The following is a 22,410-nucleotide window of genomic DNA, read 5'->3' as shown; positions in this document are numbered from 1 at the left end:
GAAATGAAATGGACTCATGTGGGCTGGCTGCTGGCCGGCCTGTTAACCGCGAGCGCTTCCCTGCGGGCGGCCGACGTCACTCTCACCGTCAACGGCAAGGTGGTGGCCAGACCCTGCACGGTTTCCACCGTCAATGCCACCGTCGAGCTGGGCGATCTCTATACCTTTAGCCTGATCGGTGCGGGCTCGGCATCGGCCTGGCACAGCGTGGCGCTGGATCTGAGCAACTGCCCCGTGGGTACTTCACGGGTGAAAGCCACCTTCAGCGGAACGGCGGACAGCACCGGCTATTACAAAAACCAGGGAACGGCGGGCAATATTCAGCTCGAACTGCAGAACGAGGACGGCACCACGCTGAACAATGGCAGCAGCCAGTCGGTACAGGTGGATGAGGCCAGCCAATCCGCTCGCTTCCCGCTGCAGGCCAGGGCGCTGTCCGTCAACGGCGGCGCCACGCAAGGCACCATTCAGGCGGTGATTAACGTCACCTATACCTACGCCTGAGCCAGGAGAGCATCATGATGAAAAAAATAATCCCCCTGTTCACCACCCTGCTGCTGCTGGGCTGGTCGATGAACGCCTGGTCCTTTGCCTGCAAAACGGCCACCGGGGCGACGATTCCCATCGGCGGCGGGTCAGCCAACGTCTACGTTAACCTGACCCCGGCGGTGAACGTCGGGCAAAACCTGGTGGTCGACCTCTCCACGCAGATTTTTTGCCATAACGACTATCCGGAAACGATCACCGACTACGTGACCCTGCAGCGCGGATCCGCCTATGGCGGTGTGCTGTCGAGTTTTTCAGGCACCGTGAAATATAACGGCACCTCTTACCCGTTCCCGACCACCACGGAAACCGCGCGGGTGATTTATGATTCACGGACCGATAAACCCTGGCCAGCCGTCCTGTATCTGACGCCGGTGAGCACTGCCGGTGGAGTGGCCATCACCGCAGGATCGTTAATCGCGGTGCTGATCCTGCATCAGACCAACAACTACAATAGCGACTCCTTCCATTTCATCTGGAACATCTACGCCAATAACGACGTGGTGGTCCCCACCGGCGGCTGCGACGTCTCCGCCCGCGATGTCACCGTCACCCTCCCCGACTACCCGGGATCGATGGCCGTGCCGCTCACCGTCCACTGCGCGCAGAGCCAGCAGCTGGGGTATTACCTCTCCGGCACCACCGCGGACAGCGCCAACGCGATCTTCACCAATACCGCCTCCGCCTCGCCGGCGCAGGGGATAGGCGTTCAGCTGACGCGCAACGGCAGCGCCGTCCCGGCGAACAGCACGGTCTCGCTGGGCACCGTCGGCACCTCGCCGGTCAACCTCGGCCTGACGGCCACCTATGCCCGGACCACAGGCCAGGTTACCGCCGGCAACGTGCAGTCGATCATCGGCATCACCTTTGTCTATCAATGATGACCGATTATATCCTCTCGCCCTGCTCGCTGGCCGCCCGCGGGTTGAGCCAGCTGATGCTGAACGCCGCGAAGCGGCCCGTTGAGCTGCCGGTCGAGGGCGTGTCCCTGCGCGAGCTGGCCGCCGTGAAGCGGATCGTGGTGTATCTCCCTGACGATCCCCTGTGGATGCTCACCACGCTGCGCCAGGCGGCAAGGCTACTCGACGAGGCCTTGCCGCCGTTACCGATGTTGATTCTGAGCCGCAGCCCGGCCATCTGGCTGTGGCAAACGCTGCTCTATCAGGTGAGTCATCCGGATCGTCTGCGCAACGTCCATACAGCCCCCGCCGATCTGTCCTGCGCGGAGCTGGCCCATCGACTGGAGAATGCGCCGCGGCTTGAGCGGCTTGCCGGCGAAGCCGCCCTGATCCACGGAAAACGGGTCGCCGGGTTGACCCACGCCGAGCTCAAGGTGATCCTCGCCCTGCTGCAAGGGCAGACGATAGGCGAGCAGGCCCAACGTCTCGGATTGAGCCAGAAAACGCTCTACACCCAGCGGCTGGCTGGGGTGAAAAAGCTGGTGGAATGTCATCCGCATCTGGCCCCCCGCTTTCCGCGCACGCTGCTGCCGCGCTCACCCGCAAACGCACTGACGGCGTTTGAACAGGAATGGGTACAAGCGATTCACGATCGCCAGGTCTTCCCGGTTTTTCAACCTATCGTCGATAGTCGCTCACAGCTACAGGGGGTGGAGATCCTGATCCGCTGGCGCCACCGCGGCCAGGTACTTCACCCCCAGACCTTTCTGCCGCACTTCCGCGCCGACTACACCTGGCTGCTGCTTACGGCCTTTGTTCTGCAGGAGGCCGTGCAGAATATTAATGAGTATCCAGGCGCCTTCTATTTTTCGGTCAACATACCCTCCTCGCTCGCCGACAGTGACAGCCTGCTGCGGATGGTGGAAGCCGCTCGCCAGCAGCTTCGGCAGCCAGAGGGCGTGACAAGGCTGGTGCTGGAATATGCTGAAACTATCGATTTTCGCCATCAGAGCCGCTCCGCCGCCCACGTGGCGCAGCTGCAACGTGCTGGCGTGCGCGTGATGCTGGACGACTGCTTTTCTCAGGGGAGCGTTATCTTTCCGGCGCGTCGACTGCACTTCAATGCGTATAAACTGGATATGAGCATCGTCAACGACGCCCAGCACGATCCAAAGGCGCTTGCGCTAATAAAAAGCCTGGCCTACTACTGCCAGTTAAGCGACAGTCGCTGTGTGGCGGAAGGGGTGGATTCACTGGCGAAATTTACGCAGTTAAAATCGCTGGGGATTGATCGCTTCCAGGGCTATCTGTTTTCACCACCGATGCGGCGCGAACATCTCCCGGATCTGATCCGCCGCTTTTCCCACCAGCGCGATCCGGCGGATCGTTGAGGGTGCGAGAAAAGCGCACCGGTTAGCACCGGTGCCGGTACGTCATGCGCGAATATCGTCGTATTCGCGGGTGTTATCGAATTCATGTTTGGCAAACGGGCAGAGAGGGATAATCTTCCGCTGCTCCTGGCGCATTTTTTCCACTACCTTCGCCACCAGCTGTTTCCCCACGCCCTGGCCTTTCAGGCTGGGATCAACATCGGTATGTTCGATAATGCTGAGGTGTTCGCCGGTGGGAACAAAAACAATCTCCGCCACCTGGTTTCCCTGCGCGTCGTTAACATAAAATTTGTTATGCCCTTCCAGTATTTCCATCTTCTCCTCGCTTATTTATGACGATATTGCAGAGCGCCGCTCGGGCAGGTATCAATCACGTTTACCACCGTCGCGACATCCACTTCATCCGGGATAATCCACGGCTTACGCTTCAGGTTGAAGAGCTTCGCGCTGCCGCGCACGCAGTTCCCGGAATGCTGACAGATCGCCGTATTAAAGTAGACGTCGATTTTCTCCCCGGTGTAGGCCCGGTAGCCGGCTTCCAGTAATTCCTTATCCATGACATTGCCTCGGTCGTTTTTATCTTTCAGGCTAAGCATAGCCCTCGCCGTGGCGGCTGACTATGCGCAAGCGCGGGAATTGACGCCTCACATCATGCTCTCCCATCGCGCAAGGATCCCGCAGTCAACGATCGGTTGACTTTCATTCCCGCAACGAGGCGATTACACTCATGACACACTGGTATGATCACTCAGGGATGTTCCATTGAATCATATTGCCACCATCGCCCGCCCGGCGCGGTTACTGCTCGTCTTGCCGCTTTCCGGCTGCTCACTTTCGCCAGAGATCCCGGTATTGGGCGCTGCTTTTCCCGGCTGGTTTTTCTGCTTACTGGGCGGTGCGTTTTTACTGATCCCCTGCCATATCCTGATTACCCGTAAAGGCTGGCAGCCGCGCTTTTCTCCCCTGGTCTTCAGCTACGTCGCGCTGATGTTCCTGTTCGCCACGTTGCTGTGGTTTCTGTTTTTTGTTCACTGATCGCTTATGACAACTTCCCGCACTCCCCTGTTACGCAAAAAGTGGCCTCTGCTGGCGCTGGTCCTTGCCGCCATCCTGGCGCTGATCCTCGTTATCTGGCAGTTGCAAACCTCGCCGGAGACCAATGACGCCTATGTCTATGCCGATACCATCGATGTAGTGCCCGAGGTCAGCGGACGCATCGTGGAGATGCCCATTCGCGATAACCAGCGGGTGAAAAAAGGCGATCTGTTGTTCCGCATCGACCCCCGCCCCTATCAGGCAATGCTCGATGACGCGAAAGCCCGGCTGACGACCCTCGACGCGCAGATCATGCTGACCCAGCGCACCATCAAAGCGCAGGAGTATAACGCCCAGTCGGTGGCGGCCGCCGTCGAGCGCGCCAGAGCGCTGGTTAAGCAGACCACCTCCACGCGTATCCGCCTTGAGCCGCTGGTGCCGCAGGGGTTCGCTTCCCAGGAAGATCTCGATCAGGCGCGCACCGCTGAGAAAGCGGCGCGGGCGGAGCTGGAGGCCACGCTGCTGCAGGCCAAACAGGCCTCGGCGGCCGTGACCGGCGTGGATGCCATGGTGGCGCAACGCGCCGGGGTCCTGGCGCAAATCGCCCTCGCTGAACTGCATCTGGAATTTACCGAAGTGCGCGCGCCGTTCAACGGCGTGGTGGTGGCGCTGAAAACCACCGTCGGCCAGTACGCCTCGGCGCTGAAGCCGGTCTTCACCCTGCTGGATGACGACCGCTGGTATGTGATCGCGAACTTCCGCGAAACCGACCTGAACAACGTGCGCCCCGGCGTGGCGGCGCGGATCACCGTGATGACCAACCACAACCGGACCTTTAACGGGGTGGTGGATTCGGTCGGCTCCGGGGTCCTGCCCGAAGGTGGGAGCGTCATCGAAGGGCTGCCGCTGATCCAGAAAAGCATTAACTGGGTCCACGTCTCGCAGCGCTTCCCGGTGAAAATCGCCGTCAGCGATCCCGACCCGGAACTGTTCCGCATGGGCGCCTCGGCCAGCGCCGTGCTGCAGCCGTAGCCGGGCGACGCTATGTTTCCTCTCGCCCATTTTTTACGCCAGGAACTGCGCGACGCGCCGGGACGCGCCAGCTACACGCTGCGCCTGACGCTAAGCTGCGCGGTGCTCATCACCCTGTTTATGACCCTGCAGATCCCTTTCCTGGCCGTTGCGCTGATCGTCGTGTTCTACGTCAGCCAGCCTAACGTGTTGATGATTAAGCTGGTCAGCGTGGTCTTTTTTGTCACCGTCACCGTGGCGCTCGGCGGCGTGCTGCTGATCATCAAGTGGACCTATGACTACCCGCTGATCCGCCTGGCGGCCTCCGTGGCGCTCTTTTTCTGCGCCCTCTATCTGATGCGGGTGCTGGGCAAGCTGGGACTGGCCTTTTTCGTGGTGGCGCTGGCGGTGATTTACGCTCAGACCTTCCCGTCGATGACCAGCCAGAGCGAGATCCTGGTGCGGCTGCTGCTTTGGCTGTGGGTGGCGATTAACACCGCGATCCTCGTCACCCTGCTGGTCAACGCCTGCTTTCAGCAGGCCTTTCCCGGTAACCAGTTTAAGGCGCGTCTGGCCGGGATGCTGCACGAGGTCGCCCGGCGGCTGGCGGCCCCGGACGCTGAAGCGCCACCGACCTTCGGCGAGACCGCCGCGCAGTTCAATCAGCTGCAGTCGCTATTCGCCCAGGCCAGCCGGGCGACACCGGAGATCGCCGCCGATCCCCAGGCCTGGCGCTCGCGGCTGGCCGCCACTTTGCGCTGCTACCAGCTGGCGGCCCTGCTGCAAGCAGACGAGGCGGATAGTGACGATCGCCAGCAGCTGTCGCAGGCGGTACTTCAGCTGAAGAACGCCCTTAGCGAGGGGCCGTTTGACGGCGCTATTCCTCCCCTGACGCTCAGCGGTCGCGGCGTCAATCGCGCTGTTCTGCAGGAGATGGCTACCACTCTGCAGCGGCTGGCGCAGGGTGAGCCGGTTGCCCTGCCGCAGGGTGAGGTGGAGAAGGCGCCCCTGCTGGCGCCGGACGCCTGGCGCAACCCGGCATATCTCCATTTTGCGCTCAAGACCCTGCTGGCGACCCTAATCTGCTATGTCTTCTATACCGCTGCCGACTGGCAGGGTCTACATACCATTATGCTGAGCTGCGTGATCGTCGCCCAGCCCGGGCTGGGCGCCACGATGCAAAAGACATGGCTGCGCATCGGCGGGGCGCTGCTCGCCTCCCTGCTGGCGCTGCTGTTAATCGTCTTTGTCCAGCCCTGGACCGATTCGCTGACGGGCCTGCTGGCGATGTCCCTGCCGGTGCTGGCGCTGGCGGCGTGGATTGCCGCCGGCTCGGAGCGTATCGCCTACGCCGGGATCCAGATTGGTTTCACCTTTGCGCTGGCCTTTCTCAGCTGGTTTGCTCCGCTGACGAACCTCACCGAGCTGCGGGATCGGGTGCTGGGCATCCTGCTCGGGGTGCTGGTCTCCTCCATTGTTCATTTGTATCTCTGGCCGGACAGCGAAGCGCCGCAGCTGAAAACCCGCCTTGCGGCACTTTATCGCCGGCTGGCGGACTGCCTCGCCGCCCCGAAGGAGGCGGTTCCGCTGGCTCCCCTGCTTGTCGCCTTCACCGACAGCGAAGCGCTGATCCACCGGGTTCGCGCCGAACCGCTGGGCACGTATGCTCACCCCTGGCCCCAGGCGAAAGGCTGGCCGATGCGCGCCACCCTCGCCCAGGCCGAGGAGATCGCCCGCCTCAGCGAAGGCTACCGACTCAACGCCGCGCCGGGAGACCCGACCCTGACCCGCTGCGCCGAACAGCTGCGGCGCTACGCTGAACGTATCGAACAGGAGGCGACGGCGCCTGGCGAACAGCTGACCGCCGACCTGACTAACCCCTTTGGCCCGGCGCTGGCCGCCGCGCTGGCCGCCCTGCCCGACTGGGGGCCGACACCGATAGCGACTGAGCAACAGGCTAAAACGTCATGATGATCCTTCCTTTCTCCGCGCGCCTGCGCGGCACTCTTTTTACCCTGACGCTGACGCTGCTCAGCGGCTGCGCGCTGATCCAGGATGAGCCTGCCCAGGTCGCCATCGTCAATCCGCAGCAGGCCCAGCTGGCGCAGGTGATCCACCTGGCGAACAGCGACTGGCCGGCCGCCCGCTGGTGGGAGGCCTATGATGATCCTCAGCTCAATATGCTGATCAACCGGGCGCTGCAGAACTCGCCGACCATGCAGGCCGCCCGGCTGCGCATCTCCCAGTCGCAGTCCACGGTGGAACTCGCCCGGTCGGCGATGGGCCTGCAGGCCACCGCCGTCGCGGCGCAAAACCGCCTGCGGATCACCGACAAATCCTTTAGCTGGCCCTACTCATACTCCCTGCCGGTGGATAAAAACGGCCCCTGGTATACGCTGAATACCGTTGGCGTCGGGGCGCAGCTGAATATCGATCTCTGGGGGGCCGATCGCGCCCGGGTCGCCGCCGCTATTGGCGAGAAAAACGCCCGGCTGGCGGAGACCGCCGGCATTGAGCTCGACATCGCCAGCAGCGTGGCGCAGCTCTATTTCGCCATGCAGGCGACGTTCCAGAAAATCGCGCTGCTGCAGGAGCTGGAGGGCATTGCCCGATTCTCGGTGGAAGCCCACGAGCACCGGACCCGGCGCGGCCTGGAAGACAGTGTGGATGTGGCCAACGCCCAGGCCGAACAGCTCGCCGCTCGCCAGCAGATCATTAGCGCCGAGGGGATGCTGACCCAGTATCGTGAAACCCTGCGGGCGCTGATCGGCGCCGATGCGCAGAGCATGCCGGCCATCCATCCGGTGGCGCTGCCGGCGCTCCAGGAGACGCTGCCGCCGTCGCTCTCTTTCGAGCTGCTGGCCCGCCGTCCGGACCTGCAGGCGCTGCGCGGCTACGTCACCGCCTCCCTGAGCCAGGTCGATGCGGCGAAAGCGGCCTTCTACCCCCATTTTGATATCAAAGCGTTCTGGGGCTATAACGCCCTGAGCGTCGGGGATCTGTTTAAGTCCTCTTTCCAGCAGATCAACCTGCTGCCCGGGCTGTATCTGCCGATCTTCGACGGCGGCCGTCTGAACGCTAATCTGCAGTCGGTACGCACCGCCAGCAACATCCTGATCAAACAGTACAACCAGGCGGTGCTGGATGCGGTTCGCGATGTCGCCATCAGCTCCAGCCAGCTTAACGACCTGAATCAGCAGCGCGCGCTGCAGCAGCTAAAAGTCACCGCGGCGCAGACCACCACCGATAGCGCTCGCGCCCATTATCAGCGCGGCCTCCTCAGCCGCTACGCCGCCGAAGAAGCCCGCCGGGCGGTCCTCGCCCAGCAGCTGTTGCTGCTGGACATTGAGGCCCAGCGGCTAAGCACCGACATTACCCTGATCAAAGCCCTGGGCGGCGGCTATCGAGGGCAGTAACAAAAATGCCTTCCCCGAGGGGAAGGCAATCAGACTGCAGACAAAGTGCAATCTTCAGCGCTTGCCCGGCGGCGCTGCGCTTGCGCGGGCCTACAGCTAACTGCATAACTGTCTGATATTGGAGTTTTTTGTAGGCCGGGTAAGGCGAAAGCCGCCACCCGGCAGAAAGGCGGGCACAATAACGAAACGGGTTTGTCATCCGCCAGAATGCCTTCCCAATAGGGGAAGGCATTAAGCTGAAGAGGCGGGGTGGATGCGCGGCGATTACACCAGGGCGCGCAGCTCTTCCCGCATATAGGTGGAAAAGAATTCCGGATGCTTAATCACCAGCCGTTCGCCGGCGGCGACCCGTTCAGCCCACTCCGCCACTTTGTCGGTAAACCCAGCGCTCCAGCCCTGCTGTTGGCCGCGCGCAGCGACGTCGGCCGGGGTGGCTGGTACGCCCAGTTCTTTTAAATATTTGAGAATTCCCTTCGCGGTACTTTCATCCATAGACTGTGGTACTGGCTCAGACGTATTCATACCACCGATGAAATCCAATGCTTTATCAATGACTGCTGGCATAGGTGTGTCCTTATATTAACCACATAGTAAACCTGACTACACTATGGACCGGAAAGCGACGTGATTTCAAAGAACACGCTCACGTTATGGGACATCGCGCATTGTGAAAAGGGGATTTTGTTCTGCTGGGGCGGGGATTGGACAAAAAACAAGCCGGCCCCGTAGGGCCGGCCTGAGGATCGCGTTAGGCGTTGCTGAGGGATTTTTGCGCGGCGCTGGACCGGCTGTTCTCCAGCATCCGGCGGACCGGGACAATCAGCACGGCCAGCACGGCGGCGCAGATCAGCAATGCGATGGAGCAGCGGGCGAAGAGGTCCGGCAGCAGCGACAGCTGATCGGCCTTCACATGACCGCCGATCAGGCCCGCCGCCAGGTTACCCAGCGCGCTGGCGCAGAACCACAGCCCCATCATCTGGCCGCGCATTCTCTCCGGCGCCAGCAGAGTCATGGTCGCCAGCCCAATCGGGCTGAGGCACAGTTCACCGAGCGTCAGCATCAGGATGCTGCCCACCAGCCACAGCGGCGACACACCGGCCCCGCCGTTGCTCAGAACGTTCTGCGCCGCCAGCATCATCAGGCCAAAGCCCGCCGCTGCGCACAGGATGCCAATCACGAATTTGGTCATACTGCCCGGACGAACGTTTTTACGCGCCAGCGCAGGCCACGCCCAGCTGAATACCGGCGCGAGGAGAATGATAAACAAGGCGTTAATCGACTGGAACCAGACCGCGGGGATCTCAAAATCGCCGATCATCCGGTTGGTGTAGTCGTTAGCAAACAGGTTGAAGGAGGTCGGTTTCTGTTCAAACGCGGACCAGAAAAAGGCCGCAGAGACCAGCAAAATAAAGCATACCAGCAGGCGCGCCCGCTCTTTACGGTTGAGTCCGGCGAAGACGAACAGCCAGAGGAAATAGAGCGCCACGGAGGCGGCAATCACATAGACCAGCACGCTGGCCACCGCCACCGGGTTAATCACGATCGTGCCCAGGCTGATAAGCGTGACCAGCACCGCCACTCCCAGCGCCAGCGCCAGCAGCCACGCTCCAACGCCATTCTTTTTCGCCACCGGGCTGTTCCAGGTGGAATCGAGGCCAACCTCCGCGTCATAGCGCTTCATCGACGGTACGGCAAAGACACGGAAAATGATCAGCGCCACCAGCATCCCGATCCCCCCGATGCCGAAGCCCCAGTGCCAGCCATGCGATTTGATAAGCCAGCCAGAGATCAATGGCGCGATAAACGAGCCGATGTTGATCCCCATGTAGAACAGCGAAAAACCACCGTCGCGGCGCGCGTCGCCCTTTTTATACAGGGTGCCGACCATCACCGAGATACAGGTTTTAAACAACCCGGAACCCAGGACGATAAACATCAGACCGATAAAGAACAGATCGTTGCCCAGCCATGCTGACAGAGCGATCGACAGGTGCCCCAGGGCGATCAGGATAGAGCCGTACCAGACGGCGCGTTGTTGGCCAAGCCAGTTATCCGCCAGCCAGCCGCCCGGCAGCGCGGCGAGATACATACTGCCGGCAAAAATCCCAACGATCGCCGAGGCGTTCTCTCGCGCCAGGCCCATGCCGCCGTCGTACACTGTCGCCGCCATAAACAGGATCAGTAAAGGACGGATGCCGTAAAACGAGAAGCGCTCCCACATTTCAGTGAAGAACAGGGAGCCCAGCGGATAAGGATGGCCGAAAAAGGTACGGCTTTCGTTTTTATTAACAGAGGAATGCATAAATTCTCCAGGTAAGGTGCGCCGCAGCGCAAGTTAACCGTATAAAGCAGGCTGACGATTTATAATTTGTTTGTATTAACATCAAACACGAGCATTTTTAACCATTTGATAACCACGCAATGGTTTTGTCCAGCCCCTTACCTTCCCTTTTTAGATGAAAAGTCGACAAACATCTAGTTTTACAGATTTAATGTTCGCAATAATGCAAACGACGTTGACTTTATATCATTACGCACAAAAAGAAATTTTACCCATTAAAAACAAACAGTTAATAATTTATCGAGAGACATAAACCACCGGCGCAGAGGCGGTGTATAACGGCAGGAAAAGTAAGGGAAACAGACTGGATAGTGGAGAAATAGCGCTAAGCGAGAATATTGTCAGCAATCCAGGCGCTACATACCTGGAGAGCCTACCATACAGCAGGTTTAACACGGCATGCCGGCTGCTACAGCCGGCGCCATTCTGCGCGCTATTTCACACGCTGCCCTGCGGCATCAATGACTGGCTCACCGTCCTCCTTCACGAATGCGCCTTGTTGCGGCGCCGTCAGGATCTCCAGCACCACCTCTGACGGGCGGCAGAGTCGGGTGCCCTGCGGCGTCGTTACGATCGGACGGTTAATCAGGATCGGATGCTGAAGCATAAAGTCGATTATCTGGTCGTCAGTAAACCGGTCTTCCGCCAGGCCCAGCGCGTCGTAGGGTTCGACGTTTTTCCGCAGCAGCGCGCGCACCGGGATCCCCATCGCGGCGAGCAGCTGGCGCAGCTCATCACCCGACGGCGGCGTCTCCAGATAATAGATAACGGTGGGCTCGGCGCCGCTGTTACGGATCAGCGCCAGCGTATTACGCGAGGTGCCGCAGTCAGGGTTATGGTAAATGGTGATGCTCATAGTACGTTCTCATGGCTGGTTGAAGGAGAGACGCAGCGCCAGCGCGGCCAGCGTCACAAGCAGCACCGGCAGGGTCATGGTGATGCCGCAGCGGAAATAATACCCCCAACCGATGGTGATGTACTTCTGCGCCAGCACATGCAGCCAGAGCAGCGTGGCCAGGCTACCAATTGGCGTGATCTTGGGCCCCAGATCGCAGCCGATGACGTTGGCATAAATCATGGCCTCTTTGATCGTCCCTGTTGCCGCGCTGCCATCAATCGACAGGGCGCCGACCAGTACGCTGGGCATATTATTCATTATTGAAGAGAGGAAGGCCGACAGGATACCGGTGCCCAGCGTCGCGGCCCAGAGCCCGCGCTCCGCCAGCATGTTCAGCACCGTGGTCAGATAGTCCGTTAACCCGGCGTTTCGCAGACCATACACCACCAGATACATTCCCAGCGAGAAGATCACTATCTGCCACGGGGCGCCGCGCAGCACCTTGCCGGTGTTAATTACCCGCCCGCGCTTCGCGACAGCAAACAGGATCCCGGCGCCGAGCGCCGCGATGGCGCTGACCGGGATCCCCAGCGGTTCAAGGACGAAAAAGCCAGCCAGCAACAGCAGCAGCACGCCCCAGCCGGTGCGGAACGTCGCTGGATCTTTTATCGCCGTGGCCGGCGCTTTTAGTAACGCCATATCCCAGGCCGGCGGGATATCCTTGCGAAAGAACAGGTGCAGCATCGCCAGGGTGGTGAGGATCGCCGCGAGATCGACCGGCACCATCACCGAAGCGTACTCCCTGAAGCCGATGGCAAAGAAATCTGCCGAAACGATATTCACCAGATTCGACACCACCAGCGGCAGGCTGGCGGTATCGGCAATAAATCCGGCGGCCATGACAAAGGCCAGCATCGTTCCCTTGCTGAACCCCAGCGCTCGCAGCATGGCAATCACGATTGGCGTGAGGATCAGCGCCGCCCCATCGTTGGCAAACAGCGCCGCCACAGCCGCGCCGAGCAGGATAATCCAGGTAAACAGCAGACGACCCCGGCCTCTTCCCCAGCGGGAAACGTGCAGCGCGGCCCATTCGAAAAAGCCAGACTCATCAAGCAGCAGGCTGATAATGATAACGGCGATAAAGGTGGCGGTCGCATTCCAGACGATATGCCATACCACCGGGATATCGGCTACCTGTACGCCACCGGTGGCCAGCGCCAGCGCCGCGCCAAAGGCCGCGCTCCAGCCGATCCCTAACCCCCGCGGCTGCCAAATCACCAGCACCAGGGTCAGGATAAAAATCGTACCTGCCAGCAACATCGTTCCTCCGCCAATCACATTCGAAAAATCATATATGTTAAGATAAATTTTTTACCGGCAACCCGGCCCGCCAGCCAGTCTGCTGATCATCAGCCGCACATCCTCCTGCTGACTGAGCCAGGCCTGCTCAATCACCTGCGCCGCCCAGGCCGGCATCTGCGGAGAGAGGCGGTAATGGACCCACTTACCCTGTTTACGATCCAGCAGCAATCCGCTCTCACGGAGCATCGCCAGATGGCGGGAGATCTTGGGCTGGGACTGGGCGAGCGCCGTACAGAGATCGCACACGCACAGCTCTCCACGCGCCTTGAGCAGCAATACGATCCCCAGCCGAGTTTCATCGGCGAGGTTTTTGAACAGTTGCAGGGGCAATAAAGACATGATTTCTCCTCAAGCGTGACGGACAGCATACGGGGCCACAAAGTAAGATCAATATACATGCGCAAAAACATATATATTAATTCACGTCTGCGATGAGCATCCTGGATGTTGCGCCCCGCCATCCCTGCTAAATAGCACGGAAAAATGCCGCGTTTTCTTTTATCCATCATCGAAATATGTCAGGCTGGAGATCCCATTGGATTGCCAGGGCTTTCAGGATGAGTACGATTTATGTGGTTGTTTTAACGTATATAAAACCGCTCGAAGTGGTTGACCGTGCGATCTCCGCCCACATCGAATGGCTCAAAAAAGGCTATGCCGACGGCCTCTTTCTCGCCTCCGGCCGCCGTATTCCCCGCACCGGCGGCGTCATTCTGGCAAAATGCGATAGCCGGGAAACTCTGCAAGCGCGTCTGAGCCAGGATCCCTTCCAGCAGCTGGGTCTCGCCCGTACAGAGATTATTCCCTTTGAGGCCAGCATGGCGTCACCCGCGCTGCAGTCGCTGTTATAACCCTGTCTGAAAGCATATCCCGGAGGAAAAATGCAGCCGTACTTTCACTGGATCAATGAACCTGCCGAGTGGCGCCGCGATTCCGACGGCCTGACGGTGGTCACTAATAAGCATACCGACTTCTGGCGCCATACCTGGTATGGCTTCGAGCGCTTCTCTGGCCATCTCTATGCCGCAGAAGTGGCGGGCGATTTTACCCTGCAGGCAAAAATCTGTGCGGATTTCACCACGCTTTACGACCAGGCTGGGCTGATGATGATGGCCGACGAGCAGACCTGGCTGAAGGCGGGAATTGAATTCAATGACGATGCCCCGGCCATCGGCAGCGTACTGACGCTAACCCACTCCGACTGGGCCACCGGGCTTTTCCCCGGCGACCCGCGCACCTTCTGGCTGCGGCTGACCCGCAAGGGCGACGCGTTAAGGCTGCAGTATTCAACCGACGGCGAGCGCTGGCCGCTACTGCGGCTCGGCTACTTTCCGCCAGGCCCGGTGAAAGCGGGCGTCATGTGCTGCTCACCGGAGCGTGGCGGACTGGCGGTTGCGTTTCAGGATATTCAGCTTTCCCCGCCGCTGGACAAAGCGCTGCACGATCTGAGCTGAACGCTAGCGGGAAGACCCGACTTTCTCTGCATCCTGGGGCCCAGGATTGCAGGGTTCGCTGGTGCCAGGGAGATAAAAATGACCGTGCTTATCGGGATCGGTGCCGCCAGGGCACCCTGCCCGACCCGAGGAATTATCGATATCGCCGCCGTTCGAACCGTTGCCGCCGTCGGCGCCAGCGCTCACCGACTGCCCGTTATGGCCACCGTGAACACCATGCGCAGCACTGGCCGAAAACGCCACCAGCGCGAATATACAGACTATGAAGCGTCTGCCCATTGATACCTCTCCCTTATTGATATTCCCAGCCTATGACGTTGGTGATGGGTTAAGCCGTTGAGCGGCAAAAATCATCGCGATAAAAACCGCTTTATTCGCAAGGAGTATAGGGTTAAGACTGAGGGAAGACAGGATCTGTGCCTTCAGATATTTCGCACGCAAAATAGCCTTTATTCCGCGGCATGCATTATCAGGAAATCAATCAGGGCTTTCACCCTTTTCGTTCTGCCCGCGTTTTTTGGGTAATAGAGATAAACCGGCGGATAGGTTTTCCAGTAGTCCTCCATCACGGGAATAAACTGCTCACGATCGGGCTGTAATTGCAGGATTGGTTCAAATAAACGGCCAATCCCCAGTCCGTGGCGAATACCGTCGGCCATGACGTCAATATCATTGCTGATTAACTGTCCGGGCATCTCGACGGTGAGCTGCTCGCCGTGGTCATTGAGGATCAGCGGCAGGATGCGGTTGTTGGTAATAAAGCGATAGCCAATCAGCCGGTGATGATGGAGATCGGCAGGCATCGCGGGCACGCCATATTCGGCAAGATAGGCAGAGGAGGCGTATAGCCCTTCACGAAACGGCTTCATTAACGGGCGGGCGACCACGCCGCCTTCGAGAATATCGCCAAAGCGGATCCCAAGGTCGAAACGTTCTTCAATAATATTGACGGTACCGTCATAGACCGATATTTCCAGCTGGATCCCCGGATATTGCTGACAAAATGCCGCCATCGCCGGTTTGAGAATAAGCAGGTAGGCAAAGCGCGAGAGGGTTATTCTCACTGCCCCGGAGGGCTCCTGATTCTGGTCGCGGATGATTTCCAGCGACTTTTCCAGTGTCTCCACCGCCGCGGCGGTCTGCTCCAGCAGCTGTTGCCCGGTTTCCGTCAGCTCGATACGCCGGGTAGTGCGCACAAAAAGGGAGTGGCCAATATGCTCCTCCAGCAGCCTGAGCGCATTGCTGACCGACGGCGGCGTGATTTCGAGCTTGCGCGCGGCGGCCGAGATATTGCCCTCGCGCGCAATGCTCTGAAAGATGCGTATCTGATTATAAAGCGCGTTATTCATAGCGTCTCCTTAAGACACCCTCGCCTGATTATTAAGTACAGGCTAAATATTCTTAAGTCAATGACCGCCTAATCTTCCCCCCCTGCGGCTCGTATACTTTTGTCTCTTCCCGCTGATAACGACTTTCCGGAGACAACTATGCGAATTTTATGTCTGGATATCCCTGCCCCCGGCGCGACGCTGGAACACTATGCGCCGCACCTTACCGCAGAAGCCCTGCACGCCTGGGGACTGTACAAGTCAGGTTTTATTCGCGACATCTATTTCCGTCAGGATCGACCCGGCGTCGCTATTTTCCTCGAGTGCGACACCGTGGAAGAGGCGAATAATGTCATGGCCGAATTTCCGCTGGCAAAAGCGGGTCTATTAACCTTCGAGTGTATTCCACTCGGCTCGTTTATTAGCTGGGAAAATCTCTTCTCCGCTGAATTTAAACATCAGGAGTAACGTTGGGAATGGCTCATATTCTTGTCGTTTCCGGGCATCCGGATCTTAACCATTCCATCGCCAACGCCACCATCCTCGATGAGCTGGCGACCGCCCTGCCTGATGCGGAAATCCGTCGTCTGGACTGGCTCTATCCGGACGGCAAATTCAACATCGCCGCTGAGCAGGAAAGCCTGCTGCAGGCGGATGTGATTGTCTGGCAGTTTCCCTTTAGCTGGTATGGGCTGCCCGGGTTAATGAAACAGTGGCTGGACGAGGTATTTGTCCACGGCTTCGCCCATGGCTCAACGGCGAAACTGGGTGGTAAAAAGCTGCTCCTCTCCTTCACCACGGGAGCGCCACAGGCGCTCTATACCGCTGACGGTTTCTTTGGCCATGCCATTGAGGAGTATCTCCTTCCCTTCGAGACCACGGCCAGGCTGTGCAATCTTGCGCTGCTGGCGCCGGTTTATACCTGCGGTATTAGCTACGCCGACCGGGATGCCGACAAAATCGCTCAGCAAAAAACGCTTGCCCGGGAACACGCGGCCAGACTGATCGCGCGGCTTAATACTCTGGTGGAATAACCCAAAGGGAGAAAATAACGATGCAGTATACCCGGCTCGGGAAGAGTGACTTACTGGTCTCCCGTATCTGCATGGGATGTATGGGGTTTGGCGATCCGTCAACGGGTCAGCATCGCTGGACGCTGGACGAAACAGCCAGCCGGGACATCATCCGCCACGCTCTGGAACAGGGCATCAATTTTTACGATACCGCCATCGCCTATCAGAACGGCTCCAGCGAACGGTACGTTGGCCGGGCGCTGCGGGAGATGGCAAAACGCGAGGAGGTGGTGCTGGCCACCAAGTTTCTGCCACGAACCGCTGCCCAGATTGCCGAGGGGATCAGCGGAAAACAGGCGATAGCCCGCTCGCTTGACCAGAGTCTGCGAAACCTCGGGATGGACTACATCGACCTCTACATCTACCACATCTGGGATTACAACACCCCGGTTATCGACGTGCTGGAGGCGCTGCACACCGCAGTGACCGCCGGCAAGGTGCGCGCGATTGGCATTTCCAATTGCTATGCCTGGCAGTTGGCGAAGGCGAACGCCCTTGCCGAACGCGAAGGGCTGACATCCTTTGTTTCTGTGCAGAGCCACTACAACCTGATTATGCGTGAAGATGAACGAGAGCTGTTCGGGCTGTGCGCAGAAGAGGGTATCGCCATGACTCCCTATAGCGCGCTGGCCAGCGGCCGTCTCTCCCGCTTAGAAGGCCACACGCGGCGAGCGGTGGAAGATGATTATGCCCGGGGCAAATACGACGGCACGGCAGAACAGGACCGGATCATTATTGCCCGCGTCGCTGAACTTGCCGAACGGCATCAGGTCTCGATGACCGAAATTTCGCTGGCCTGGCTGCTGATAAAAGTCACCGCCCCGGTGATCGGCGCCACGCAAAAACATCATGTTGACGGCGCGGTCAACGCTGTAGCCCTTCAACTGAGCCCGGAAGACATCCGTTATCTGGAAGAAGCCTATCCGCCGCACTTCCTCACAGGCGTGATGGCGCAAAACACGCCGCAAGCCAAAGACCGTCCTCAGGTGTGGACGCGCTAACGATCCGCCCTGCGGATCGGAAAGGAGCAAATATGAAAAACGTGATTGCCGCGGCAGCCTTGTCGCTTGTGCTGTCTGATTTTACTTATGCCCACGAACAAAGAGATGAAGCTATGATGAAAATTACCCCTTCCACCCTTGCGGACGCTGATATTCAAGCGGTCTCCCCGGCGCTGGCGCGCTTCGGCCGCGAGGCCATCAGCAACGACCTCTGGCAACGTGACGCCCTCTCCGCCCGCGACCGTAGCATCGTGACCGTAGCGATGCTGATTGCCCGCAACCAGCCAGGCGAGCTGAAGCACTATATTGCCGTTGCGCTCGATAGCGGCGTGACGCCAGCGGAAGTGTCAGAGATCATTACTCACCTCGCCTTCTACGCTGGCTGGCCCAATGCGATGTCAGCCGTCAGCGTCGCTAAAGCCATCTTTGAAGCCAGGGGCGTGACGGCAGAGGCCCTGCCCGCCGCCTCGCCAACGCTGCTGCCACTCAATGAACAGGTAGAGAAACAGCGTGCAGACACCGTGGAAAAAAATGTCGGCCCCATTTCGCCTGGCCTGGTTAAATTTACCGCCGACCCGCTGTTTCTCGACCTCTGGCAACGGCCCGCGCTTACGCCCCGCGACAGAAGTCTGGTGACGGTCAGCACGTTAATCGCCGCCGGACAGAGCGCGCAGATTGGCTACCACCTAAACAGAGCTATGGATAATGGGCTTTCGGCTGAAGAGGCCGGAGAAGTAGTCGCCCAGGCGGCGTTCTACGCGGGATGGCCAAATGCGTTTACCGCCGCCCCGGTGGTCGGTGAGGTATTGCGAGCGCGCGAGAGCAAAGCTGAATAAAAAAGAATAAAGGACAGGGAAGCTGTCCTTTATTTATCGTTAATTGTTAATTTAAAGGTACCACGAGGGCTTTCGATTAGGTCTCGCGGAAAGAACATAAACGGTCTATCGAAGTATGGAGACTTCGATCGTGAGTCTGTTCACATCGCTCATTGAGAAAATTGCCGTTCCGTATGCCGTCATGAGTCTCATCCTTTGAAAGCAGCGATCGCTGTGGCGAGACGGTAGCGCGGACATGTCTATTTGGTCCAGAGATGGACATCTCAATTTAGCTACTACACCGCTACTTCGATTGATGTATTTTATATTACATATCAATGAATTGAATTATTCATTTAATATAAATTGATGTTATAGCAATCGCTATACAGGCTCCTTAGTCATGACTGACCGGGCCACACCGCATATCGCAAGAATTTGCTCTCTCAGCCAGCGGTGACCGGGGTCGCGTTCCATTCTTGGGTGCCACATCTGCGATACCGTAATACGACGGCTTTTGAACGGCAGCTCGAAAAGGTGTACCTGGTCCGTTACCTGCTGATTGAGTAAATAGAGTGCGGGTATCATGGCGATAAGATCCGATTCCAGCGCCACGGAAAGTGCTGTCGGAAATCCCGGTACGACGCTTGCAATTTTACGTTTTGTCCCCAGTTCGGCCAGCGCATCGTCAACGGATCCGTGCAACGCGCCCTCGGGTGACGCTACCACATGGCCCCAGGCGACATAATCACTCACGCCTATTTCAGCCTGCTTAGCCAGCGGGTGCCCTTTACGGACGACGCCAACAAACCGATCCTCAAACAGTCGTTGCAGCCGTATTTCTGGCCCCATATTACTCTGAACGCCAATCTCCAGATCAACCAGTCCTTCCCGAAGATAGCGCGACGTTTTTTCCGGCTTAGGCGCGAAGCGTATACAGACGTCCGGCGCGGCGTCGGCAACCGCTGCTATAAGCGCAGGCCCAAACGCCACCACAAAACCATCGTTTGCCCTGATGGTAAAAAGACGCGCCAGATTTTGCGCGCTGAACGTTTCAGTTGAGGGCTGTAATACCGCCCTGGCATCGTGCACTGCACGCCTGGCGCGATCCCGGGTCGCTTCGGCCCACGGGGTCAGTACCATGTTACGCCCGGCGCGTACCAGGATCGGGTCTCCTGTGACATCGCGTAACCTGCTTAATGTCCGGCTCATGGCCGAAGTGCTGAGGTTCAGACGACGAGCCGCACCTGCGACACTCGCTTCACTCAGCAATACGTCGAGAGCTACCAGCAAATTAAAATCGGGATCAGACATTACCCTTCCTCCCAGCACATTAAGATAAGGCGTTTGATGCAACAATAAAGTGAAAATAGTGCGCCTTCCGCCTGGTAAAAGCCATCTTTATAGTTTTGTCATCCATACACTCTTCTCAGAGGACAAATGATGACGCTCTTTTCCAGTCAACCCGGCGACGAAGGACTGCCTGGCCCGGCGCGCGCACGGGTGATGGCCGCAATAATGACCACCACCTTAATGGGCGTGTTTGATGGCACCATGATCAACATTGCCCTGCCCTCCATGGCTCAGGAGATGCAGGTACCTGCCAGTATTGCCGTCTGGTTCGCCAACGGGTATCTGCTGGCGGCTGCGATGACGCTGGCGATATTCGCGGCGCTTGCGGCCCGTCTGGGTTATCGCCCCGTATTTCTGGCGGGCCTGACGACCTTTACCCTGACATCACTGGGTTGTGCGCTGGCGAATAAGCCCGAAGTGCTTATCGGTATGCGCGTGCTTCAGGGGATCGGCGGCGCGGCGACGCTGAGTATTGCCCCCGCAATACTCAGGTCCGTATTTCCCGGACGCTTACTTGGCCGCATTCTGGGGTTCCATGCCCTGCTCATTGCCTCGAGCTCCGCTATCGGCCCGGTATTGGGCGGTACGATCCTTCACACCCTTAGCTGGCAATGGCTGTTTGCGATAAACGTTCTTCCCGGCACCCTCGCCTTACTGCTGGCGGTCAGAGCGCTGCCGCGGGATGCGATCCGTATGCAGGCGCCCTTCGACACCGTGGGCGCCATATTGTCGGCGCTGCTGTTGGGTTCGACGATCATGGCGGCGAACAGCCTACAGAACGCTACTTCTCAATTCGGCAGCCTTTGCTGGATGGCTCTCGCTGCGCTGAGCGGCATGGCTTTTATCTGGCAAATCCGCCGCACGGGTTCTCCCTTACTGCCGCCGAGCATGTTTAAAAATGAACGTTTTACCCTCGCGGCCTTCACGTCGATGGTTGCTTTCGTCAGCCAGGGGATCACCTTTATTGCGCTACCCTTCCTGTTTCAGAGCGAATACGGCTACAGTCCGGTAGTGTCTGCCCTGCTGTTTACGCCGTGGCCATTAGGGATCGTGCTGATTGCGCCGCATGCAGGCCGTTGGGCGGACAAGATATCAGCCCCGGCGATATCCACCCTGGGGCTGGTGATATTTGTCGTCGGTTTGATCCTGCTGGCGACGTTACCCGCCAGACCTTCAATGTGGGATATCTGCCTGCGAAGTCTGGTATGCGGAATAGGGTTTGGCTGCTTTCAGAGTCCCAATAACCGGGAAATGCTCTCAAACGTTATTCGTGAGCACGCGAGTTATGCGTCCGGTGTTTTATCCATTATGCGCACTTTCGGGCAGTGCCTGGGAGCCGCCGCCGTAGCCGTTCTGCTGGCAGCAGATGAAAGGTCAATTCATGTTGCGCTGTGGAGCGCCGCCGCGGCCTCTGCGGTATCGGTCGTCGTCAGCGCGAGCCGGTTGCGTAAAATCGCTCATCCTGCGGAAACAGGATAAGCGCGAAAATATCACTAAACGCTACGACTCCAGCGCCAGCAGCGCAAAACGCCGATCCCGCAACCAAAGTGGAGTCCTCCGTCGGAGTTCAATAGACTAACAGAATGCTATAACCGCTGATTTATCAAGGGAAAATTGAGTTAGGTAGACTTCAGGAGACTTGAATTTGGAGCGGGCGAAGGGAATCGAACCCTCGTATAGAGCTTGGGAAGCTCTCGTTCTACCATTGAACTACGCCCGCGAAGAGGTGCGAGAAGCATTATAGCCCTTACGCACCCTGTGACAAGCCTGCCGGATGCTGACTGGCGATAAAATAACCTTTTAGCACTTAGGTTTACTTCCCTGCGGCGGCAGGTAACGCAGCGGATCGATGGCTGTCGCCCGGTAGCGGATCTGGAAATGCAGCCGCACTGAGTCGGCATCCGTACTGCCCATGGTGGCAATTTGCTGGCCGGCCTTCACGCTCTGGCCATTATTCACCATTAGCTTATCGTTGTGGGCATAGGCGGTGATGTAATCCTCGCTGTGCTTAATCATGATCAGATTGCCATAGCCGCGCAGCTGATTGCCGACGTAGACCACCTTGCCCGCCCCGGCGGCATACACCGGCTGGCCGCGGGTTCCGGCGATATCAATGCCTTTATTGCCGCCATCGGCGGTGGAATAAGGCAGGACCACTTTGCCGCTGGTCGGCCAGCGCCAGCAGCGCTGTCCCACCGGCGGCCAGGAGGACTGAGGTACCGCGGACGAAGGCGTGACCGCCGCGGTGCGCGTAGAGGAAGATTTTTTCTTCGTTGTCTTCGTTGAACTGCTGCCGTTAAGCTTCAGCTTCTGCCCCACCTCAATGGTGTAAGGCGGGGAGATGTTATTCAGGCGGGCCAGATCGCGAACGCTGGTGCCGGTGGTGCGGGAGATGCCGTACAGGGTATCGCCGCGTTTAACGGTGTAGGTGCCACCGGAATCGGAGGTGCTGGAGCAGCCGGCCAGCACCAGGCTTGCCGCCAGCATCAGTGTCATATAAAAGCGTTTCATCATCAGGCATCCTGCACTTAACACAACCACTTACCT

At 58.7% G+C, this 22,410-nt stretch carries 25 protein-coding genes and 1 tRNA gene; 14 read left to right on the top strand and 12 right to left on the bottom strand.

Going from position 1 to position 22,410, the window contains the following annotated elements:
- Positions 1–18 precede the first annotated feature (18 nt).
- From LPQ25_RS04130 to LPQ25_RS04120, 3 genes are read left to right on the top strand one after another with little or no spacing between them, the layout of a single operon-like run.
- Positions 19–504: a type 1 fimbrial minor subunit FimG gene (locus LPQ25_RS04130; protein WP_014906961.1), complete on the top strand. Its 486-nt coding sequence runs from the start codon at positions 19–21 to the stop codon at positions 502–504.
- A 17-nt stretch (positions 505–521) separates the two neighbouring features.
- Positions 522–1,427 (top strand): fimbrial protein, encoded by a 906-nt coding sequence (locus LPQ25_RS04125; protein WP_041937815.1) that lies wholly within the window; start codon positions 522–524, stop codon positions 1,425–1,427.
- Positions 1,424–2,836, top strand: coding sequence for an EAL domain-containing protein (locus LPQ25_RS04120; protein ID WP_014906959.1), 1,413 nt, complete (start codon positions 1,424–1,426; stop codon positions 2,834–2,836). The genes LPQ25_RS04125 and LPQ25_RS04120 overlap by 4 nt, the downstream gene beginning before the upstream one ends.
- A 42-nt stretch (positions 2,837–2,878) precedes the next feature.
- On the opposite strand, the gene LPQ25_RS04115 is transcribed toward LPQ25_RS04120, so the two are convergent.
- Together LPQ25_RS04115 and yjdI are read right to left on the bottom strand one after the other, a co-directional pair.
- Positions 2,879–3,151 carry a GNAT family N-acetyltransferase gene (locus LPQ25_RS04115; RefSeq protein ID WP_002916201.1) on the bottom strand — a complete coding sequence of 91 codons (273 nt, stop codon included), beginning with the start codon at positions 3,149–3,151 and terminating at the stop codon, positions 2,879–2,881.
- 11 nt (positions 3,152–3,162) lie between these two features.
- Positions 3,163–3,393: a 4Fe-4S mono-cluster protein YjdI gene (gene yjdI / locus LPQ25_RS04110; protein WP_002916202.1), complete on the bottom strand. Its 231-nt coding sequence runs from the start codon at positions 3,391–3,393 to the stop codon at positions 3,163–3,165.
- A gap of 205 nt (positions 3,394–3,598) precedes the next feature.
- Here yjdI and LPQ25_RS04105 point away from each other — a divergent pair, with 205 nt between their 5' ends.
- From LPQ25_RS04105 to LPQ25_RS04090, 4 genes are read left to right on the top strand one after another with little or no spacing between them, the layout of a single operon-like run.
- Complete coding sequence (locus LPQ25_RS04105) at positions 3,599–3,871, top strand: YtcA family lipoprotein (protein WP_002916204.1); 273 nt, start codon at positions 3,599–3,601, stop codon at positions 3,869–3,871.
- A 6-nt stretch (positions 3,872–3,877) separates the two neighbouring features.
- The gene (gene mdtN / locus LPQ25_RS04100) at positions 3,878–4,903 is read left to right on the top strand and encodes a multidrug transporter subunit MdtN (RefSeq protein ID WP_004181222.1); all 1,026 of its coding nucleotides are present in this window, start codon (positions 3,878–3,880) and stop codon (positions 4,901–4,903) included.
- A gap of 12 nt (positions 4,904–4,915) precedes the next feature.
- Entirely contained in the window at positions 4,916–6,853 is a 1,938-nt protein-coding gene (mdtO, locus tag LPQ25_RS04095; protein ID WP_004211776.1) for a multidrug efflux transporter permease subunit MdtO, read from the top strand.
- Positions 6,850–8,298 (top strand): MdtP family multidrug efflux transporter outer membrane subunit, encoded by a 1,449-nt coding sequence (locus LPQ25_RS04090; RefSeq protein WP_002916272.1) that lies wholly within the window; start codon positions 6,850–6,852, stop codon positions 8,296–8,298. The genes mdtO and LPQ25_RS04090 overlap by 4 nt, the downstream gene beginning before the upstream one ends.
- Positions 8,299–8,562: 264 nt before the next feature.
- Here the strand turns inward: LPQ25_RS04090 and LPQ25_RS04085 are convergent, their stop codons facing one another.
- From LPQ25_RS04085 to LPQ25_RS04065, 5 genes are all read right to left on the bottom strand, one after another.
- Entirely contained in the window at positions 8,563–8,862 is a 300-nt protein-coding gene (locus LPQ25_RS04085) for a DUF1889 family protein (RefSeq protein ID WP_002916274.1), read from the bottom strand.
- A gap of 184 nt (positions 8,863–9,046) precedes the next feature.
- On the bottom strand, positions 9,047–10,600 hold the full coding sequence (locus tag LPQ25_RS04080; protein WP_014906958.1) for a peptide MFS transporter: 1,554 nt from the start codon (positions 10,598–10,600) through the stop codon (positions 9,047–9,049).
- Between the two features lie 472 nt (positions 10,601–11,072).
- On the bottom strand, positions 11,073–11,495 hold the full coding sequence (gene arsC, locus LPQ25_RS04075; protein ID WP_004185524.1) for a glutaredoxin-dependent arsenate reductase: 423 nt from the start codon (positions 11,493–11,495) through the stop codon (positions 11,073–11,075).
- Between the two features lie 9 nt (positions 11,496–11,504).
- Positions 11,505–12,797 carry an arsenic transporter gene (locus tag LPQ25_RS04070; protein WP_015875152.1) on the bottom strand — a complete coding sequence of 431 codons (1,293 nt, stop codon included), beginning with the start codon at positions 12,795–12,797 and terminating at the stop codon, positions 11,505–11,507.
- A 51-nt stretch (positions 12,798–12,848) separates the two neighbouring features.
- Positions 12,849–13,178, bottom strand: a complete 330-nt coding sequence (locus LPQ25_RS04065; RefSeq protein ID WP_002916281.1) for a metalloregulator ArsR/SmtB family transcription factor — start codon at positions 13,176–13,178, stop codon at positions 12,849–12,851.
- A 218-nt stretch (positions 13,179–13,396) separates the two neighbouring features.
- Between LPQ25_RS04065 and LPQ25_RS04060 the strand changes: the two genes are divergently transcribed.
- Positions 13,397–13,690 (top strand): YciI family protein, encoded by a 294-nt coding sequence (locus tag LPQ25_RS04060; protein WP_014906956.1) that lies wholly within the window; start codon positions 13,397–13,399, stop codon positions 13,688–13,690.
- A gap of 30 nt (positions 13,691–13,720) precedes the next feature.
- The gene (locus LPQ25_RS04055; RefSeq protein ID WP_002916283.1) at positions 13,721–14,293 is read left to right on the top strand and encodes a DUF1349 domain-containing protein; all 573 of its coding nucleotides are present in this window, start codon (positions 13,721–13,723) and stop codon (positions 14,291–14,293) included.
- Positions 14,294–14,296: 3 nt separating this feature from the next.
- Here LPQ25_RS04055 and LPQ25_RS27265 read toward each other — a convergent pair whose 3' ends face one another.
- Both LPQ25_RS27265 and LPQ25_RS04045 read right to left on the bottom strand, forming a co-directional pair.
- Entirely contained in the window at positions 14,297–14,572 is a 276-nt protein-coding gene (locus LPQ25_RS27265) for a hypothetical protein (RefSeq protein ID WP_004174494.1), read from the bottom strand.
- Between the two features lie 170 nt (positions 14,573–14,742).
- Positions 14,743–15,642 carry a LysR family transcriptional regulator gene (locus tag LPQ25_RS04045; RefSeq protein ID WP_014906955.1) on the bottom strand — a complete coding sequence of 300 codons (900 nt, stop codon included), beginning with the start codon at positions 15,640–15,642 and terminating at the stop codon, positions 14,743–14,745.
- A gap of 138 nt (positions 15,643–15,780) precedes the next feature.
- Between LPQ25_RS04045 and LPQ25_RS04040 the strand changes: the two genes are divergently transcribed.
- Genes LPQ25_RS04040 through LPQ25_RS04025 form a run of 4 tightly spaced genes read left to right on the top strand, consistent with a single transcriptional unit; the run spans position 15,781 to position 18,531 of the window.
- The gene (locus LPQ25_RS04040) at positions 15,781–16,089 is read left to right on the top strand and encodes a superoxide dismutase (RefSeq protein WP_004151785.1); all 309 of its coding nucleotides are present in this window, start codon (positions 15,781–15,783) and stop codon (positions 16,087–16,089) included.
- 8 nt (positions 16,090–16,097) lie between these two features.
- A complete protein-coding gene (locus LPQ25_RS04035) occupies positions 16,098–16,655 on the top strand; it encodes an NAD(P)H-dependent oxidoreductase (protein WP_004174492.1) in 558 nt (185 codons plus the stop codon).
- Between the two features lie 20 nt (positions 16,656–16,675).
- Positions 16,676–17,695 carry an aldo/keto reductase gene (locus tag LPQ25_RS04030; protein WP_014906954.1) on the top strand — a complete coding sequence of 340 codons (1,020 nt, stop codon included), beginning with the start codon at positions 16,676–16,678 and terminating at the stop codon, positions 17,693–17,695.
- A gap of 32 nt (positions 17,696–17,727) precedes the next feature.
- Positions 17,728–18,531, top strand: coding sequence for a carboxymuconolactone decarboxylase family protein (locus tag LPQ25_RS04025; protein WP_234599498.1), 804 nt, complete (start codon positions 17,728–17,730; stop codon positions 18,529–18,531).
- Between the two features lie 363 nt (positions 18,532–18,894).
- On the opposite strand, the gene LPQ25_RS04020 is transcribed toward LPQ25_RS04025, so the two are convergent.
- Positions 18,895–19,824 (bottom strand): LysR family transcriptional regulator, encoded by a 930-nt coding sequence (locus LPQ25_RS04020; RefSeq protein WP_002916293.1) that lies wholly within the window; start codon positions 19,822–19,824, stop codon positions 18,895–18,897.
- A gap of 129 nt (positions 19,825–19,953) precedes the next feature.
- On the opposite strand from LPQ25_RS04020, the gene LPQ25_RS04015 reads away from it, so the two are divergent.
- Positions 19,954–21,342, top strand: coding sequence for an MFS transporter (locus LPQ25_RS04015; protein ID WP_014906952.1), 1,389 nt, complete (start codon positions 19,954–19,956; stop codon positions 21,340–21,342).
- Positions 21,343–21,509: 167 nt separating this feature from the next.
- Here the strand turns inward: LPQ25_RS04015 and LPQ25_RS04010 are convergent.
- Both LPQ25_RS04010 and actS read right to left on the bottom strand, forming a co-directional pair.
- Positions 21,510–21,583 (bottom strand) — tRNA-Gly (locus LPQ25_RS04010).
- An 80-nt stretch (positions 21,584–21,663) separates the two neighbouring features.
- Positions 21,664–22,377: an amidase activator ActS gene (gene actS, locus LPQ25_RS04005; protein WP_004157874.1), complete on the bottom strand. Its 714-nt coding sequence runs from the start codon at positions 22,375–22,377 to the stop codon at positions 21,664–21,666.
- Between the last annotated feature and the right edge of the window lie 33 nt (positions 22,378–22,410).

Source organism: Klebsiella sp. KPN54798, from assembly GCF_021184225.1.
In the GTDB taxonomy this organism is placed as follows: Bacteria; Pseudomonadota; Gammaproteobacteria; order Enterobacterales; family Enterobacteriaceae; genus Klebsiella; species Klebsiella pneumoniae.
This window is presented reverse-complemented; position numbering and strand designations above follow the sequence as displayed.

Bases quoted from the DNA above. Each gene is read 5' to 3' on its own strand.
- LPQ25_RS04030 (WP_014906954.1), top strand. From the start codon at position 16,676: ATGCAGTATACCCGGCTCGGGAAGAGTGACTTACTGGTCTCCCGTATC.
- mdtN (WP_004181222.1), top strand. From the start codon at position 3,878: ATGACAACTTCCCGCACTCCCCTGTTACGCAAAAAGTGGCCTCTGCTG.
- mdtO (WP_004211776.1), top strand. From the start codon at position 4,916: ATGTTTCCTCTCGCCCATTTTTTACGCCAGGAACTGCGCGACGCGCCG.
- LPQ25_RS04055 (WP_002916283.1), top strand. From the start codon at position 13,721: ATGCAGCCGTACTTTCACTGGATCAATGAACCTGCCGAGTGGCGCCGC.
- arsC (WP_004185524.1), bottom strand. From the start codon at position 11,495: ATGAGCATCACCATTTACCATAACCCTGACTGCGGCACCTCGCGTAAT.
- yjdI (WP_002916202.1), bottom strand. From the start codon at position 3,393: ATGGATAAGGAATTACTGGAAGCCGGCTACCGGGCCTACACCGGGGAG.
- LPQ25_RS04065 (WP_002916281.1), bottom strand. From the start codon at position 13,178: ATGTCTTTATTGCCCCTGCAACTGTTCAAAAACCTCGCCGATGAAACT.
- LPQ25_RS04040 (WP_004151785.1), top strand. From the start codon at position 15,781: ATGCGAATTTTATGTCTGGATATCCCTGCCCCCGGCGCGACGCTGGAA.
- LPQ25_RS04090 (WP_002916272.1), top strand. From the start codon at position 6,850: ATGATGATCCTTCCTTTCTCCGCGCGCCTGCGCGGCACTCTTTTTACC.
- LPQ25_RS04125 (WP_041937815.1), top strand. From the start codon at position 522: ATGAAAAAAATAATCCCCCTGTTCACCACCCTGCTGCTGCTGGGCTGG.
- LPQ25_RS04120 (WP_014906959.1), top strand. From the start codon at position 1,424: ATGATGACCGATTATATCCTCTCGCCCTGCTCGCTGGCCGCCCGCGGG.
- LPQ25_RS04070 (WP_015875152.1), bottom strand. From the start codon at position 12,797: ATGTTGCTGGCAGGTACGATTTTTATCCTGACCCTGGTGCTGGTGATT.
- LPQ25_RS04085 (WP_002916274.1), bottom strand. From the start codon at position 8,862: ATGCCAGCAGTCATTGATAAAGCATTGGATTTCATCGGTGGTATGAAT.
- LPQ25_RS04025 (WP_234599498.1), top strand. From the start codon at position 17,728: ATGAAAAACGTGATTGCCGCGGCAGCCTTGTCGCTTGTGCTGTCTGAT.
- LPQ25_RS27265 (WP_004174494.1), bottom strand. From the start codon at position 14,572: ATGGGCAGACGCTTCATAGTCTGTATATTCGCGCTGGTGGCGTTTTCG.
- actS (WP_004157874.1), bottom strand. From the start codon at position 22,377: ATGATGAAACGCTTTTATATGACACTGATGCTGGCGGCAAGCCTGGTG.
- LPQ25_RS04015 (WP_014906952.1), top strand. From the start codon at position 19,954: ATGACGCTCTTTTCCAGTCAACCCGGCGACGAAGGACTGCCTGGCCCG.
- LPQ25_RS04020 (WP_002916293.1), bottom strand. From the start codon at position 19,824: ATGTCTGATCCCGATTTTAATTTGCTGGTAGCTCTCGACGTATTGCTG.
- LPQ25_RS04080 (WP_014906958.1), bottom strand. From the start codon at position 10,600: ATGCATTCCTCTGTTAATAAAAACGAAAGCCGTACCTTTTTCGGCCAT.
- LPQ25_RS04035 (WP_004174492.1), top strand. From the start codon at position 16,098: ATGGCTCATATTCTTGTCGTTTCCGGGCATCCGGATCTTAACCATTCC.
- LPQ25_RS04115 (WP_002916201.1), bottom strand. From the start codon at position 3,151: ATGGAAATACTGGAAGGGCATAACAAATTTTATGTTAACGACGCGCAG.
- LPQ25_RS04060 (WP_014906956.1), top strand. From the start codon at position 13,397: ATGAGTACGATTTATGTGGTTGTTTTAACGTATATAAAACCGCTCGAA.
- LPQ25_RS04045 (WP_014906955.1), bottom strand. From the start codon at position 15,642: ATGAATAACGCGCTTTATAATCAGATACGCATCTTTCAGAGCATTGCG.